This window comes from Streptomyces sp. NPDC025651 (assembly GCF_055558735.1).
In genome coordinates, this window is the sequence record NZ_JBVHLZ010000007.1 from 18,488 (window position 1) to 35,457 (window position 16,970).

Sequence of the window (16,970 nt, forward strand, 5' to 3'; positions counted from 1 at the left end):
CCGCGACGTCGGCAGGGGGTTCAGGAGATCCCGAACTCTTTGCCGATGTAGTCGAAGATCTCGTCGTTGCTTGCGGATTCGAGGTCCTCGACGTCGACGGCTTCCTCGCCGTCGGGGGCCGAGCCGGTGGCGGCGCGCAGCAGCTGCCGCAGCCGTCCGGCCATCTCTGTTCTTGCGGGGTCGGCTTCGGGCAGATCGGTCAACAGCGCCTCGATCCGGTCGAGTTCGGCGGCGCCGGGCGCCGCCGCGTCGGCGGCCTCGCCCTCGTCGCCGAACAGTTCCGTGCCGAGGTAGCGCACGAGCTCCGTCACGGTCGGATAGTCGAAGATCACGGTGGTGGGCAGTCGCAGGCCGGTCGCGGTGTTGAGGCGGTTGCGCAGTTCCACGGCGGTGACCGAGTCCAGGCCGAGTTCGAGGAACCGGCGCCGGAGCTCCACCGTCTCCACCGAGTCGTGGCCGAGGACGGCGGCGACCTGGGCCCGGACGACCTCGCGCAGCTGCCGGTCGCGCTCGGCCGGTGCGAGCCCGGCGAGGCGTTCGGGCAGACCGGTGGTGACGGCGCCCTCCGCGGGCTCGTCGGCCGTCAGCACGGCGCGGGCTTCCGGCAGTTCGTCGAGCAGTCGGCTGGGCCGCGTCGCGGTGTAGGCGTGCGCGAACCTCTCCCAGTCGATGTCGGCGATGACGAGGCTGGTGTCGCCGTGCGCCAGGGCCGCCTCCAGGGCGACGGTGGCGCGCTCCGGCGGCAGCAGCGGTACGCCGTGCCGTGCGCTGGTCTCCCCGACCGCGTCGAGTCCCGCCATGCCGCCCTTGGCCCAGGAGCCCCAGGCCACGGAGGTGGCCGCGAGGCCTTGTGCGCGGCGGTACTGGGCGAGCGCGTCCAAGTAGGCGTTGCCGGGGGCGTAGTTGCCCTGGCCCGCCATGCCGACGGTGCCGGCGAGGGAGGAGAACAGCACGAAGGCCGTCAGGTCCAGGTCCCGCGTCAGCTCGTGCAGCTGCCACGCGGCTCCTGCCTTGACCCGCAGGACCCGGTCGAGCTGCTCGGGCGTCAGGGTGGTCAGCGCCCCGTCGTCCAGGACGGCCGCGGTGTGCACGACCGTCGTCAGCGGGCTGTCGGCGGGCACCTCGGCCAGCAGGCGGCGCAGCGCCTCCGGGTCCGCGACGTCGCAGGCGGCCGTGGTCACGCGGGCTCCCGCCGCGACCAGTTCGGCCGCCAGCTCCGCGGCGCCCGGGGCCGCCGGGCCCTGCCTGCTGACGAGCAGCAGGTGTTCGGCGCCCCGCGCGGCGAGGCGGCGGGCGACCTGGCCGCCGAGCGCGCCGGTGCCGCCGGTGATCAGGACGGTGCCCTTGCCCGGGGTCCAGTCCTCGGGCGAGGTGTCGCCGAGGGTGGCGCGGACGAGGCGGCGTCCGTAGGTGCCGGTGGCGCGGACGGCGACCTGGTCGTCGTCCGCGTCGCCCGCGAGCACCGCGCCGAGCCGCGCGAGGGCGCGCTCGTCGGGCTCTTGCGGCAGGTCCACCAGGCCGCCCCAGCGGGCGGGCAGCTCCTGCGCGGCGACCCTGCCGAGGCCCCAGACCAGTGCCTGGGCCGGGCTGGTGAGCGGGTCGCGCTCGCCGGTGGACACGGCGCCCTGGGTGACGCACCACAGCGCGGTGTCCGCGTCGGAGGCCTCCAACTCCTGCAGCAGCGCCAGGTTCAGGGCATACCCGTTCGGCAGGACGGCGGCGTCCGCGAGGGGCGTCTCGTCCTGGGCGAGCAGCGACAGGACACCGGCCGCGCCGGGGTGCGCGGCGAGCCCTTCGGCCCACGGACCCGCGCCGTCACCGGACGCCGCGGCGACCAGCGGTTCGACCTGGGCGCCCTGTGCGCGCAGGGCGCCGACGACCGTCTCGTACAGCGTGCCGTCGAGCTGGTCGGGGGTGACCGCCACCAGCCAGGTGCCGGAGAGGGCGGCCTTGGCGCCGCCGGGCAGCGACTTCCAGTGCGCCCGGTACCGCCACGACTCCAGGGTGGCCGCCTCGGCATGCCGCTTGTGCCATGAGTTGAGCGCGGGCAGCACGGCCGTCAGCTCGGACCGCCCCGCGTCGAGCCGCAGGGTCCTGGCGAGTTCCTCCAGGTCCTCGCGTTCGACGACCTCCCAGAAGTCGGCGTGCGGGTCCGCGCCCGCGGCGGCGCGCGCCGGTGCCGTGTCGAACCAGTAGTGCTTGGTCTGGAAGGCGTACGTGGGCAGGTCGACGCGCCGGGCGCCGCTGCCGCCGAACACGGCCTGCCAGTCGGGGACGACGCCCCGCACCCACAGCTCGGCCAGCGAGGCGAGGAGCCGCTGGGGGCCGCCCTCGTCGCGGCGCAGGGTGCCGACCGCGGTGACCTCGGTCCCCGCGGCCTCGCCCGCGTCCGCGATCGCGTACGTGAGGACGGGGTGCGGGCTCGCCTCGACGAAGGTGGTGTGGCCCGTGGCCATCAGCGCGCGCACGGTGTCGAGGAAGCGGACGGGCTCGCGCAGGTTGCGGTACCAGTACTCGGCATCGGCCGTGCCGTCCTCGAGGAGTTCGGCGGTCACCGTCGAGTACATCGGCACCTGGGCCGGACGCGGCGTCACGGGAGCCGCGAGCTCCAGCAGGGCCTCACGCAACTGCTCGACCTGCGCGGTGTGCGATGCGTAGTCCACCGGAATGCGGCGGGCCCGTATCCCGTCGCGCTCACAGGCGGCCATCAGCTCGTCCAGAGCCGCGGCCTCACCGGCGACGACCGTGGACTGCGGCCCGTTGATCGTGGCGACGCTGATGCGGCCCGCCCAGGGCTCGATCAGCTCCTCCGCGGCGTCCTCGCCGACCGGCACGGACACCATGCCACCCTGCCCCGCCAGCTCACGCCCGATCAGCTGACTGCGCAGCGCGACGATCCGCGCACCGTCCTCGATCGACAGCACACCGGCCACCACAGCAGCCGCCAACTCGCCCTGCGAGTGGCCGATCACCGCGGCGGGCCTGACGCCCGACGCACGCCACACCGCGGCGAGCGAGACCATCACGGCCCACAGCATCGGCTGGATCACGTCCACACGGTCCAGCGACGGCGCGGTCGGCTCCTCACGCAGGACGTCGACCGGGACCCAGTCGATGTGCGGCGCCAGGGCGGCCGCGCACTCGCCGAACCGCTCCGCGAACACCGGGGAGGAGTCGAGGAGTTCGGTCGCCATACCGGCCCACTGCGAACCCTGCCCCGGGAAGACGAACACCACGTCCGAAGCGCCTTCCGACGCCACGCCCGTGACCACACCGGCCGCCGGTTCGCCTTCTTCCAGGGCCTTGAGGGCGGTGAGCAGTTCCTCGTGGTCCGCGCCGAGCACCACGGCACGGTGCTCAAGACCGGCGCGCGTGGTCGCCAGCGACCAGGCCAGGTCGTTGACGGGCGCCTCGGAGCCGGACGACGTCACGAACTCCCGCAGCCGCTCCGCCTGCCCACGCAGACCCGCGGCCGACCGCCCCGACAGCACCCACGGCACCACACCGCCGCCGGCGACGAGACCGGCCGGACCGGACTCGGACACGGCCTCGGGGGCCTCCTCCACGGGGGCCTGCTCGACGATGACGTGCGCGTTCGTCCCGCTCACGCCGAACGACGACACACCCGCGCGGCGCGCGCGCCCCGTCTCGGGCCACGGGCGCTCCTCGGACACCAGCTCCACGGCGCCCGCGGTCCAGTCCACGTGCGGCGTCGGCTCGTCCAGGTGCAGCGTCTTCGGCACCGCGCCGTGGCGCATCGCCTCGACCATCTTGATGACGCTCGCCACGCCCGCGACCGCGGAGGTGTGGCCGATGTTGGACTTCAGCGAGCCGAGCAGCAGCGGCTTGTCCTCGGGGCGGTCCTGGCCGTAGGTGGCGAGCAGGGCCTGCGCCTCGATGGGGTCGCCCAGCGTGGTGCCCGTGCCGTGCGCGTCGACCACGTCGACGTCCGAGGACGTGAGCCCCGCGTCGGCGAGCGCCGAGCGGATGACGCGCTGCTGGGAGGGGCCGTTGGGCGCGGTCAGGCCGTTGGACGCGCCGTCCTGGTTGACGGCGGTGCCGCGGATCACGGCGAGGACCTGGTGGCCGTTCTGCCGGGCCCGGGACAGCGGCTCCAGGAGGAGGACGCCGACGCCCTCGCCCCAGGAGGTGCCGTCCGCCGCCGCGGCGAAGGGCTTGCAGCGGCCGTCGGGGGCGAGCCCGCGGTTCTGGCTGAACTCGGTGAAGACGCCCGGCGTCGACATGACGGTGACACCGGCGGCGAAGGCCATCGTGCACTCGCCCTGCCGCAGCGCCTGCACCGCGAGGTGCAGCGCCACCAGCGACGACGAGCACGCCGTGTCCACCGTCACCGCGGGACCCGTCAGACCGAAGCTGTACGCGATGCGACCGGAGGCCACGCTGCCCGCGGCCCCGGTGAACAGATAGCCGCCGGACTCCTCGGTGTTGGTGGCGCCGGTGCCGTAGCCGTGCGGGACGGCGCCGACGAACACGCCGGTCCTGCTGCCGCGCAGCGTCGCCGGGTCGAGGCCCGCGCGCTCCATGGCCTCCCATGAGGTCTCCAGGAGCAGCCGCTGCTGCGGGTCCATCGCGACGGCCTCACGCGGCGAGATCCCGAAGAACCCGGCGTCGAACTGCCCGGCGTCGTGCAGGAATCCGCCCTGGTCGACATAGCTGGTGCCGGGCCGCGACGCGTCCGGGTCGTACAGCGCGTCGAGGTCCCAGCCGCGGTTGTCGGGGAGCCCGGAGATGGCGTCCTGCCCGTCGAGGAGCATCCGCCACAGGTCCTCCGGGGACCGTACGTCGCCCGGGAAGCGGCAGCTGGTGGCCACGATGGCGATGGGGTCGTCGCCGGTCGCCGTGCGGGCGATCCTGGCGGCGACGTCCGCCGCCTCGTCGGCCGCGCCGTCCGTGCCCTGCCCGCCGAGGATCCGGTCGCGCAGGTGCTCGGCGAGCCGCAGCGGCGTCGGGTAGTCGAAGACGGCCGTGGGCGCGAGGGTCTGTCCGGTCGCGATGCCGAGGCGGTTGCGGAGGTCCACGGCGGTCAGCGAGTCGAAGCCGGCCTCGCGGAACGCCCGGGTGACCTCGACCTCCTGGGCCGATGCCCAGCCGAGGACGGCCGCGGCCTGGCCGCACACCTCGTCCAGGACGACGCGCAGCCGCTGGGCGTCGGTGGGCGCGTCGAGCACCTTCTGCCGGAAGCCGTCGACCGGTTCGGAGACCGGCGCGGAGGGCAGCTCGACCCGCACCGGGGCGCCGGCGGCCGAGGGCGCGAGCCAGTAGCGGTCGCGCTGGAAGGCGTAGGTGGGCAGGTCGACCGGCTCGGCGCCGTCGGCGGCCGGGGCGAAGAGCGCGGTCCAGTCGGGCCGCACGCCCCGTATCCACAGCTGTCCGAGGGAGGTGAGGACCTGGCCGATGCCGCCCTGGTCGCGGCGGAGCGTGCCGGCGCAGAGGATGTCGCGCTCGGCGGCGTGCCCGACGGCCTGCAGCGGGGCGGTGAGCACGGGGTGCGCGCTGACTTCGAGGAAGATCCGCTTGCCCGCGTCCAGCATGGTCTCGACGGTGTCCTGGAAGCGGACCCTCTGGCGCAGGTTGTTGTACCAGTACTGCGCGTCGAGCGTCGCGCCGTCGATGAGTTCGGAGGTGACGGTCGAGTACATCGGGATGGTGCCGGTGCGCGGGCTCACCTCGGCGGCGCCCGCGAGCAGCGGCTCCTTGATGGCCTCGACCACGGGGGTGTGCGAGGCGAAGGCGGCGGGGACGACCCGCGGGCGCAGCTCGGCCCGCTCGGCCTCCTCGCGCACCGCGGCGAGGGCCTCGGGGAGGCCGCCGACCACCGTGGAGCCGGGGCTGTTGGCGGCCGCGATCCAGATGCCCTCGCGTCCCGCGAGCAGCTCCTCGACCTGGTCGACCGGCGCGCTGAGCGTCAACAGGGCGCCGCTGCAGTCCAGTTCGGCCGCCGCGAGCCTGCTGCGGAGCACCACGAGACGGGCGCCGTCGGCGAGCGAGAGCGCACCGGAGAAGCAGGCGGCGGCGAGCTCGCCCTGGGAATGGCCGACGACGGCCGTCGGCACGACGCCGACGGAGCGCCAGACCTCGGCGAGCGAGATCATGACGGCCCACAGCACGGGCTGCAGGACGTCCACCTTGTCCAGGCCCTCGTCGTCGCGCAGGACGTCGAGCAGGTCCCAGTCGAGTTCGGCGGAGAGCGCCTCGGCGCAGCGCCGCATGGAGTCGGCGAACACCGGTGAGGTCTCCATCAGTTCGGCGGTCATGCCCGCCCACTGGTGGCCCTGTCCGGGGAAGACGAACACCAGGTCGCCCGCCTCGTCGGGCGCGCGGCCCGTCAGCACGTGCGCGGCGGAGTCCCCCGCCTCCAGGGCGTCGAGCCCGGCAAGGAACGTCTCCCGGTCGTCGGCCACCACGACGGCGCGGTGCTCGAGTGCCGACCTGGTCGTGGCCAGGGCACGGCCGAGCTCCTCGTCGGTCGCGTCGGTGTCGGCCGCGAACTCCCGCAGCCGTGCCGCCTGTGCGCGCAGTCCCGCCGCGGTGCGTCCCGAGATCACCCAGGGCAGCGCGCCGCCCTCGCGCATCCGCGCCGTGGGTGCGGGCTCCGCCTCGACGGGGGCTCCGGCGCTTTCGGGCGCCTGCTCGATGATCACGTGGGCATTGGTGCCGCTGATGCCGAACGAGGAGACACCGGCCCTGCGGACCGGGCTCGCCTCGGGCCACGGCGTGCTCTCGGTGGCGAGGCGGACCGCGCCGGTGGACCAGTCCACCTCGGGCGTCGGGCCGTCGACGTGCAGGGTGCGCGGCACGAGGCCGTGCCGGATGGCGAGGACCGACTTGATGACGCCCGCGACGCCCGCGGCGGCCTGGGTGTGGCCGATGTTGGACTTGAGCGAGCCGAGCAGCAACGGCCGCTCCTCGGGCCGGTCCTGGCCGTACGTGGCGAGCAGCGCCTCGGCTTCGATGGGGTCGCCGAGCGCGGTGCCCGTGCCGTGCGCCTCCAGCATGTCGACGTCTGCGGACGCGAGACCGGCGCTCGACCAGGCGTCCCGGATGACCTGCTGCTGGGAGAGGCCGTTGGGGGCGGTCAGGCCGTTGGAGGCGCCGTCCTGGTTCATCGCGGAGCCGCGGACGACCGCGAGCACCCGGTGGCCGTTGCGGCGCGCGTCCGAGAGCCGCTCGACCAGGAGCATGCCCGCGCCCTCGGAGAAGCCGGTGCCGTCGGCGGCCGCGGCGAAGGCCTTGCAGTGGCCGTCGAGCGCCAGGCCCTGCTGGCTGGTGAGTTCGGTGAAGATGCCGGGCGTGGACAGGACCGTGGCACCGCCGGCGAGGGCCAGCGAGCACTCGCCGCGGCGCAGGGACTGCACGGCCAGGTGCAGGGCCACCAGCGAGGAGGAGCAGGCGGTGTCCACGGTGAGCGCGGGGCCGGTCAGACCGAGGACGTAGGCGATGCGGCCGGAGGCCACACTGGTGCCCTTGCCGGTGAGCATCAGGCCGTCGAGCGTCTCCGGCGCCTCGTGCAGCCGGGGGCCGTACTCCTGGTCCATCGTGCCGACGAACACGCCCGTCCTGGTGCCGCGCAGCGCGTCCGGGTCGATCCCGGCGCGCTCGAGGAGTTCCCAGGAGGTCTCCAGGAGCAGCCGCTGCTGCGGGTCCATGGCGAGCGCCTCGCGCGGGGATATCCCGAAGAAGCGAGGGTCGAAGTCCGTGACGCGGTCGACGAATCCGCCGACGCCGACGGAGACGCGGCCCTGGCCGTCGGGGCTCAGCAGCCGCTCCAGGTCCCAGCCGCGGTCGTCGGGGAACTCCGAGATGGCGTCCTGCTCGGAGGTGACGAGCCGCCACAGGTCCTCGGGCGAGGCGACGCCGCCGGGGAAGCGGCAGCTCATGCCCACGATGGCGATGAGGTCGTCGTCGGAATCCGCCGCGCCGTCACGGCCGGGCCCGCGCACCGCGACGGCCGCGGTGGAGCGCTCTCCGGCGCTGCCGCGCACGGACTCCAGGTGCCCCGCCAGCCTGGCCGGGGTCGGGTGCGAGAAGAGGGTGGCCATGGTGAGCCGCTCGCCGAGCACGGTGTTCAGCCTGCCGCGCAGGTCGCCCAGCATGATCGAGTCGAAGCCGAGGTCCTTGAACGAGCGCCGTGCGTCGATCTCCTCCGGCGTCCCGTATCCCAGCACCGCGGCCGCCTGGGCCCGCACGGCGTGCGCGACGTCCTGCGTCCCCTCGGCTGTGCCGCTGTGCGTACCGACGGTCCCTGCCGCCTCGGCGGACGCGGGCGCGTCGGCCACGGCCTGAGGGGTCGCGGCCTCGCCGTCGAGCCAGAACTGCCGACGCTGGAAGGCGTACGTGGGCAGCTCGACCCGTCGCGCGTCCGTACCGGCGAACACCTGGGACCAGTCGGGAGTACCGCCGTGCGCCCAGAGCGCGGCCAGCGAGGTGAGGAAGCGCCGGGTGCCGCCCTGCTCGCGACGCAGGGTGCCGCCCGCGAAGACGTCCGTACCGACGGCCTCGCCGGTCTCCTCGACCGGAGACGTCAGCACGGGATGCGGGCTGACCTCGACAAAGGTGGTGTGACCCGAAGCGATCAACTCCCGCACCGTGTCGTGGAACCGCACCGGCTGCCGCAGATTACGGAACCAGTACTCCGCATCCGCCACACCATCCGCCAGCAGCTCACCGGTCACCGTCGAATACATCGGCACATCACCCGCACGCGGCACCACAGGAGCGGCAAGCTCCAACAAAGCCCCACGCAACTGCTCGACCTGCGGTGTGTGCGAGCCGTAATCCACCGGAATACGACGGGCGTTGACACCCTCACGCTCACACACGGCCATCAGCTCATCCAGAGCCGCCGTCTCACCGGCAACCACCGTGGACTGCGGCCCATTGACCGTGGCGACACTCACACGGTCGCTCCACGGCCCGATCAACTCCACCGCCGCAGCCTCGGCCAACGGCACCGACACCATGCCACCCTGACCGGCCAACTCACGCCCGATCAACTGACTGCGCAGCGCGACGATCCGCGCCCCGTCCTCGATCGACAGCACACCCGCCACCACAGCAGCCGCGATCTCCCCCTGGGAGTGCCCCACGACAGCCGAGGGCCGCACGCCGTGCGCGCGCCACACCTCGGCGAGGGAGACCATGACGGCCCACAGCATCGGCTGGACGACATCCACACGGTCCAGCGACGGCGCGGTCGGCTCCTCGCGCAGGACGTCCACGGGCGCCCAGTCGACGTGCGGCGCGAGGGCGGCCGCGCACTCGCCGAACCGCTGCGCGAACACCGTTGAGGAATCGAGGAGTTCGGTCGCCATACCGGCCCACTGCGAACCCTGACCCGGGAAGACGAACACCACGCCGTCACCCTCGTCGGCCCGCACCCCGGACACCACACCCTCGGCGGGCTCCCCCGCCGCCACCGCCTCCAACGCGGCCAACAACTCGTCACGGTCCGCCCCCAGCACCACAGCACGGTGCTCAAGACCCGCACGCGAAGACGCCAACGACCACCCCAGGTCGGCGACCGAGGCCTCGGAGGAAGCCACGAACTCCCGCAGCCGCTCCGCCTGCCCACGCAGACCCGCGGCCGACCGCCCCGACAACACCCATGGCACGACGCGGTCCTGAGCGGAACCGGGCTCGGCCGGAGCCCCGGCCCCGACGGGCTCCGTCACCGGAGCCTGCTCCACGACCACGTGCGCGTTCGTCCCGCCCACGCCGAACGACGACACACCGGCCAGCAGCGGCACGTCCGGGCGCGGCCAGGAGGAGAGCTCCGTGTTGACCCGCAGACGCCAGTCGTCCAGCGGAATGGCGGGGTTGGGCGTCTCGAAGTTGAGGCTCGCGGGCAGCTCGCCCGCTTCGACGGACAGCAGGACCTTGATCAGGCCCACGATGCCCGCGGCACCTTCCAGGTGGCCCACGTTCGTCTTGACCGAGCCGACCCGCAGCGGTGCGTCCGCAGGGCGGGTGGAGCCGAGGACGGAGGCGAGCGCCGCCGCCTCGATGGGGTCGCCCACGGCGGTGCCCGTGCCGTGGAGTTCGACGTACTGGATGTCGTCGGGGCGGACGTCCGCCGCGGCGTACGCGCGACGGAGCACCTCCTCCTGGGCCTGACGGTTGGGGGTGGTGAGGCTGTCGCCGCCGCCGTCGTTGTTGACGGCGCTGCCGCGCAGCACGCCGTGGATGTGGTCACCGTCCCGCAGCGCCCGGTCCAGGGGCTTGAGGAGGACAAAGCCGCCGCCCTCGCCGCGTACGTAGCCGTTGGCACGGGCGTCGAAGGTGTAGCAGCGGCCGTCGGGCGAGAGCCCGCCGAAGCGGGAGACGGTCAGGGTGCCGTCGAAGGTGAGGTTCAGGTTCACGCCGCCGGCGAGGGCGATCTCGCACTCCCCGGCCTTGAGGCTCTGGCACGCCATGTGGACGGCGACGAGGGAGGAGGACTGGCCCGAATCGACGGTCAGGCTGGGGCCGTTCACGCCGAGGAGGTAGGAGAGCCGGTTGGCGATCATGCTGCGCTGCAGACCGGCGAGCGTGTGGTGGGAGACGGCCGCGGAGCTGCGCTGCCGGGTGAGGGTGGCGTAGTCGTCGCTCATGGCGCCGACGAAGACGCCGGCGCGCTGGTCCGTGAGGCGCTCGGGGGTGACGCCGCCGTTCTCCAGCAGCTCCCAGCCGAGTTCGAGCGCGAGCCGCTGCTGGGGGTCCATGGCCGCGGCCTCGCGCGGCGAGATGCCGAAGAAGTCGGCGTCGAACTGGTCGACGCGGTCCAGGAAGCCGCCACGCTCGGAGGTCAACTCCGCGTCGTCCGAGGGGCGTTGCGGCCAGCGTCCTTGCGGTAAGGCGCTGATGGCGTCGACTCCGTCGCGCAGGAGTCGTCGTAACTGCGCCACCGAACCGGCCTGCGGCAGGCGGCAGGAGATCCCCACCACCGCGATCTGGTCGCCGCCGCCACCGTGCTGCGCCGACCGAGCAGCCCTGGACAAAATTGAACCCCCGCTTAGATCTTCAGATTCGCCGAAGTCGTCCCGCAATATCTTTGTACCGACAGCCGCCAACAACCAAATTCTCGACCGGTAGGAGTGTCGGGTGGATTATCGCGAGTTTCTCAATTCACCGCGAAAAAACAGCAGTTCAAATGCGTACATCAACTCTGCCACACCCCTAACGGAGGTGACAATGTGACGGGAGTCACAAGGGTCCCGCTCCGGGCTTCACCATCAGAACTTCGTCAAAGAATCGCAGATGGCACCGGCAATGAACCGCCCTGGAAGCACCTTGGGCAGTACGCGGGATGGACATGCCGAAGTCGCATGAAACGAGTTGACAGGCGTCGCGGGGAGACGTAGGACTAGCCGGGGTCAGAAAACGCAGGACTAGGCGCATGCTCCCCCGGGAATGTCGGGAGTTGACGGTGTATCACCGCGCACCGGAGGCGGCCGTCCCAAATGCGGAACCTCCCCCCACACACTCCGACCACAGACCCTCGCCAGGGAACAAGGAGCGACTGATGACGCACGCCCCGACGGGCAGCGCCAACGTGTTGACCAGGCCGGGGGCCGGTCCGGCCGCCGGAATCTCTGATTCCATGCGAGATGTGGATCACGCCATCACAAGTCTGCGGGATTTTCACGCGTGGTTCACCGCGTACCGCGACACGGAACAGTCGAAGGTTCGTCACATCCCGTTTACGGAACTGAAGGGCTGGCGATTCGAGGAGTCGAACGGAAACCTCGTTCACGACAGTGGCCGGTTCTTTTCGGTGCAGGGCCTGCGTGTTCGTAACGCACCGGGATCAGTGTCTTCTTGGGAACAACCGGTCATCAGCCAGCCCGAAGTCGGCGTACTGGGCATCCTGGTCAAGGAATTCGACGGCATACCGCACTGCCTGATGCAGGCGAAGATGGAGCCGGGAAACCACAACGGGGTACAGCTCTCCCCCACCGTGCAGGCAACACGGAGTAACTACACCAGGGTGCACGGCGGCCGCCCGGTGCCTTATATCGACATCTTTCGGAATGCCTCCCGGCATCGCGTGCTCGCCGATGTGCTCCAGTCCGAGCAGGGCTCCTGGTTCCACCGGAAACGCAACCGAAACATGGTCGTCGAAACCACGGAGGACGTGGAGCTGCTCGACGGCTTCTACTGGCTGTCGGTAGGACAGCTGCACGCCCTGCTGGCGGTGGATGATCTGGTGAACATGGACGCGCGCACGGTCATGTCCTGCCTCCCGTTGACGGATCCCGCGTTACCCAACTTCAGGCCCCCGGACGGTGATCCACGATCACTGTATCCGGTCGGAGCCGACACCGTCGGTTCATCGCTCACAAGATCGCTTGATCCCCGGCACGGCGCGCTGCACTCCCCTGGCTCGCTGCGCAACTGGTTCACCGGCGCCCGGGCGGACTTCGAGGGCGAGGCCACCCTGGTCGGCCTCGACTCCGTCCGCGGCTGGCACCGCTCCGAGGAGCGGATCTCACACGAATCCGGCCTGTTCTTCGATGTGATGGCCGTGGACGTGGAGACCGGCAGCCGCGAGATCGGCGGCTGGACCCAGCCGATGATCGCGGCGCACGGCCAGGGCGTCACGGCCTTCCTGGTCCAGCGGATCGACGGCGTACTGCACGCTCTCGTCCGGGCCAAGCACGAGCCCGGCTTCATGGACGCCGTCGAGCTCGCGCCCACCGTGCAGTGCACCCCGGAGAACTACGCCGCGCTGCCGGCCGAGGCCGCTCCCCCGTTCCTGGACGAGGTGTTGAGCGCCCCCGCCGAGGCCATCCGGTTCGACACCGTGCTCTCCGAAGAGGGCGGCCGGTTCTTCGACACCCGCAGCCGCTACCTCATCGTGGAGGTTCCCCCGGAGCGCGAGCTCCAGGAGCCGCACGACTTCCGCTGGTTGACGGCTCATCAGCTGGCCGGGCTCGTCCAGCACAGCAACTACCTGAACATCCAGGCAAGGAGTCTCCTTGCCTGCCTGCACAGCCTGTTGTGCCAGACCAGAGGGGAATGAACGTGAGCACCTCCACTCCGCCGGGTCCGCCGCTGAGGGTCGGTGTGCTCGGCGCGTCCTCGATCGCCGCGCGGCGCACGCTGCCCGCGCTGCGCGACGTGCCGGACACCGTCGTCGCCGCCATCGCCAGCCGGGACCGGGAGAAGGCGGAGCGGTTCGCCGCCGACTTCGACTGCGAGGCCGAGCACGGCTACGCGCGCCTCCTCGAACGGGACGACATCGACGCGGTCTATGTGTCGGTCCCCAACTCCCTGCACGTCACCTGGGTGAACGCCGCACTCGAAGCGGGCAAGCACGTGCTGTCCGAGAAGCCGCTGACCACCACCGCGGCGGACACCGGGGAGCTGGCCCGGGTCGCGGGGGAACGCGGCCTCGTCCTGCGCGAGAACCTCGCCTTCGTCCACCACGGGCTCCACCGGCGCGTGGCCGAGTTGGTCGCGCAGGGCCGGCTCGGCGAACTCCGGCACGTCGACGCGGCGTTCTGCTTCCCGCCGCTGCCCGCGCACGACGTCCGCTACCGCCCCGAACTCGGCGGCGGCGCGCTCTTGGACACCGGCATCTACCCCGTGCGGCTCGCGCAGTACTTCCTCGGCGACGACCTCACCGTCGCCGGCGCCGTCCTGCACGACGACCCCGCCTCGGGCGTCGACGTCGCGGGCAGCGCGGTGCTCGCGGCCGCCGCGGGACAGATCGCGACCGTCAACTTCGGCTTCGTGCACACCTACGGCTCGCGCTACACCCTCTGGGGCAGCCAGGCGCGCCTGACCGTGGACCGCGCCTTCACCCCACCGGCGACGATGGCGCCCGTCGTGCGCATCGAGGAGCAGAACCGCACCGAGGAACTCGTGCTCCCCGCCGAGCACCAGTTCGCGGGCTCGGTCGCCGCGTTCGCCGCCGCGGTGCGCGAGACCGCGGCCACCGGTGTCGACTCCGGCCACGCGTCCTGGGCCTCCACCACCGTACGCACGGCCGAACTGCTCGACGGCATCCACAAGTCGGCGGTCCGCGTCACCGCCGCGGAGGGCCCCTGATGGAGATCATCGGCAAGGGGTTCATCGCCCGCAACCTGGCGGCCGTCGAGGACCGCCACCCGAGCGCCACGGTCCTGGCCGCCGGGGTCTCCAGCACCTGGACGAGCTCGGACGCGGAGTTCGACCGCGAGGCGGCCCTGGTGGAGGAGGTCAGCCGCACGTGCCGCGCCGAAGGCCGCCTCATGGTGTTCCTCTCCAGCGCGTCCCACGCGCTGTACGGCACCGGGGAGGCGCCGATGCCCGAGGACTCCGAGCTGCGGCCGACCTCGCCGTACGGCATCCAGCGGCTGCGCCTGGAGAACATCGTCACCGAGTCCGGCGCGCCGTGGCTCGTGCTGCGGGTGAGCCACGCGACGGGCCGCTGGCAGCGCCCGCACCAGCTGCTGCCCGCCCTCGTCCAGCAGGTCCGCGACGGCAGCGTGCAGCTGCACAAGGGCGCGCACCGCGACCTGGTGGACGTGGCCGACCTGGTCCGGGCCGTCGACGGTCTCCTCGAACAGGGCGTCGACAACGAAGTGATCAACGTGGCGTCGGGAACGCCGCTGCCCGTGGAGACTGTCGTCCAGGGCATCGAGAAGCGTCTGGGGCTCTTCGCCCGGCACGAGATCGTCGACGTGCCCGTCAGCCTGACCCGGGTGTCGGTCGACAAGCTCTGCGCCCTGCTGCCCGCGCTGCGGTCGGTGACCGACCCCGACTATCTGGACCGCATGCTCGACCGCTACGTCCCCTACTACTGAGCACTACTGAGCAACAGCCGAAGCAGACCGCACCACCACTCACAGCCATGGCCGCAGCACGGCGCTCGGGCGACTCCCCTCAACCGTCCCTTCCGTACGGAGGATTCATGCACGTCTCGCTCGTTGTCACCGGATCACGGGGTGACGTCCAGCCGTTCATCGCGCTGGGCAGGACCCTGACGGCCCGCGGACACTCGGTGATCCTCGCCACCCACGGTGACTTCGAGAAGCTGGTGCGCGAGTCCGGCCTCGACTTCGCCGAACTCCCGGGCAGCCCCCGGGACTTCCTCGCGCACCCGGCGCTCGCCGAGGCACTCCAGCAGGGCGCCTCGCTCTTCCGCGCGGCACGCAAGGTCCCCCGGCAGACCAAGGAGCACATCCGCTTGCTCGCCTCCCGCATAGCGGAGGTGTGCGAGGGGGCCGACCTCGTGGTCAACAGCGTACTGAGCCGCATCCTGTTCGAGGACAACGGCAAGGCCCCCTGGGCCTCGCTGACCTGGTGGCCGCTGAACCCCACCAGCCAGTGGCCGGCCATGATGGCACCCCAGAGCAAGATGGGCCCGCTCTACAACCGTCTGACGCACCGCGTGGCGGGGCTCCTGGACTGGGTCTCCATCCGCGGCTACCGCAAGGACGCGAACATGCCGGCGCTGCCGTTCGGCGCGCCCTACGGCGAACTGGGCCGCGACGTACCGCTGTTGTGCCCGGTCACCCGCGAGATGTTCACCGAACCCGCCGACTGGCCCGCCCTCTCGCGGTTCACCGGCTACTGGTTCTGGGACCGCGAGTGGAGCCCGTCGGACGCGCTGGTCGACTTCATGGAGTCCGGCGACGCCCCGGTCACGCTGTCGTTCGGCAGCATCTGGCCGGTGCACCAGCCGGACAAGACGCTGCGCAAGGTGCTCGGCGTCGTCCGGTCGTACGGAAAGCGCCTCGTGCTGGTGGGCGGCGGCCCCGAAGAGGTGCCGGACGACGTGTTCCGCGTCGAGGACGTGCACTACCCCTGGCTGTTCCCCCGGTCGTCGGCGATCATCCACCACGGCGGCTGCAACACCACGGGCGAGGCGCTGCGTTCGGGCACGCCCCAGGTCGTCGTGCCGACGTTCGCCGACAGCCCCTTCTGGGCGGCGCAGGTGCACCGGCTCGGGGTGTCCCCGCAGCCCATCCCGTTCTCGAAGTTCACCGCCGAACTCCTCGACGAGGCACTCGGCAAGGCCCTCAACGACGAGGGCATGGCCCGGCGCGCGGCGAGCGTCGGCGAGGCCGTGCGCGCCGAGAACGGAACCGAGACGGCCGTCGACATCCTGGAGGACTGGGTGAAGCGCTGGCCCGGCCCCAAGTCGGCGAACGCCCGTGCGTGACAAGGGCGTCGGAGCGCCCCGCAGACCCGGTACCGAGGAGCAACCACAGCCATGACAGACACGACGGATCTCACCACCCCTTCCATACGCCGCTTCCACCCCTCCGACGCGGGCGTCCGCCTGGTGTGCTTCCCGCACGCGGGCGGCGCGGCCAGCTACTTCTTCCCGGTCTCGCGGCAGCTGTCGCCGGTGGCCGACGTGCTGGCCGTCCAGTACCCGGGCCGACAGGAACGCCGCAAGGAGCCGTGCATCGACAGCGTGACCGCGCTCGCCGACGTCCTGGCGGAGGAGCTGCTGGAGTGGGCCGACAGGCCGCTGGCGTTCTTCGGCCACAGCATGGGCTCGCTGGTGGCCTTCGAGGTCGCCCGCAGGCTGCGGCAGAAGGACATCGAGCTGGTCTCGCTCTTCGCCTCGGGACGCGCGGCGCCCTCGCTCTCGCGGGACGAGGGGGTGCACCGGCGCAGCGACGCGGGTCTGCTCGAGAAGGTGAAGGAGCTGGGCGGCACCGCGGGCGGCCTCCTGGACGACCCGGACGTGGTGGAGATGCTGCTCCCCGCGATCCGCAACGACTACCGCGCGGTGGAGACGTACCGGCTCACCCCGGGCGAGCCCCTGAACTGCCCGCTGGTGGTCCTGACCGGCGACGCGGACCCCATGGTCACCGTCGAAGAGGCCCAGGGCTGGCGCGAGTTCTCCACCGGGTCCTTCGAGCTGCACTCGTACCGCGGCGGGCACTTCTACCTGGACACGCACGCGGCGTCCGTGCTGGAGAAGATCCGTACGCGCCTGACCGCCTGACCGGCCGGGGCGGCGAAGCCCC

At 72.1% G+C, this 16,970-nt stretch carries 6 protein-coding genes; 5 read left to right on the forward strand and 1 reads right to left on the reverse strand.

What is annotated here, in order from left to right:
- Positions 1-20 precede the first annotated feature (20 nt).
- Positions 21-10,997 carry a type I polyketide synthase gene (locus tag ACZ4D5_RS24185; RefSeq protein ID WP_467774491.1) on the reverse strand — a complete coding sequence of 3,659 codons (10,977 nt, stop codon included), beginning with the start codon at positions 10,995-10,997 and terminating at the stop codon, positions 21-23.
- A gap of 524 nt (positions 10,998-11,521) precedes the next feature.
- Between ACZ4D5_RS24185 and ACZ4D5_RS24190 the strand changes: the two genes are divergently transcribed.
- The 5 genes from ACZ4D5_RS24190 (at position 11,522) to ACZ4D5_RS24210 (ending at position 16,948) form a co-directional block, all read left to right on the forward strand.
- Positions 11,522-13,021 (forward strand): NDP-hexose 2,3-dehydratase family protein, encoded by a 1,500-nt coding sequence (locus tag ACZ4D5_RS24190; protein WP_467774492.1) that lies wholly within the window; start codon positions 11,522-11,524, stop codon positions 13,019-13,021.
- A gap of 2 nt (positions 13,022-13,023) precedes the next feature.
- Positions 13,024-14,052, forward strand: a complete 1,029-nt coding sequence (locus ACZ4D5_RS24195; RefSeq protein ID WP_467774493.1) for a Gfo/Idh/MocA family protein — start codon at positions 13,024-13,026, stop codon at positions 14,050-14,052.
- The gene (locus ACZ4D5_RS24200) at positions 14,052-14,789 is read left to right on the forward strand and encodes an NAD-dependent epimerase/dehydratase family protein (RefSeq protein WP_467774494.1); all 738 of its coding nucleotides are present in this window, start codon (positions 14,052-14,054) and stop codon (positions 14,787-14,789) included. Before ACZ4D5_RS24195 ends, ACZ4D5_RS24200 begins: the two co-directional genes overlap by 1 nt.
- A 107-nt stretch (positions 14,790-14,896) precedes the next feature.
- Entirely contained in the window at positions 14,897-16,150 is a 1,254-nt protein-coding gene (locus ACZ4D5_RS24205; protein WP_467774495.1) for a glycosyltransferase, read from the forward strand.
- Positions 16,151-16,201: 51 nt separating this feature from the next.
- The gene (locus ACZ4D5_RS24210; RefSeq protein ID WP_467774496.1) at positions 16,202-16,948 is read left to right on the forward strand and encodes a thioesterase II family protein; all 747 of its coding nucleotides are present in this window, start codon (positions 16,202-16,204) and stop codon (positions 16,946-16,948) included.
- Positions 16,949-16,970: the final 22 nt, after the last annotated feature.

Coding starts and splice junctions, on each gene's coding strand:
- ACZ4D5_RS24190 (WP_467774492.1), top strand. CDS start 11,522: ATGACGCACGCCCCGACGGGCAGCGCCAACGTGTTGACCAGGCCGGGG.
- ACZ4D5_RS24200 (WP_467774494.1), top strand. CDS start 14,052: ATGGAGATCATCGGCAAGGGGTTCATCGCCCGCAACCTGGCGGCCGTC.
- ACZ4D5_RS24205 (WP_467774495.1), top strand. CDS start 14,897: ATGCACGTCTCGCTCGTTGTCACCGGATCACGGGGTGACGTCCAGCCG.
- ACZ4D5_RS24210 (WP_467774496.1), top strand. CDS start 16,202: ATGACAGACACGACGGATCTCACCACCCCTTCCATACGCCGCTTCCAC.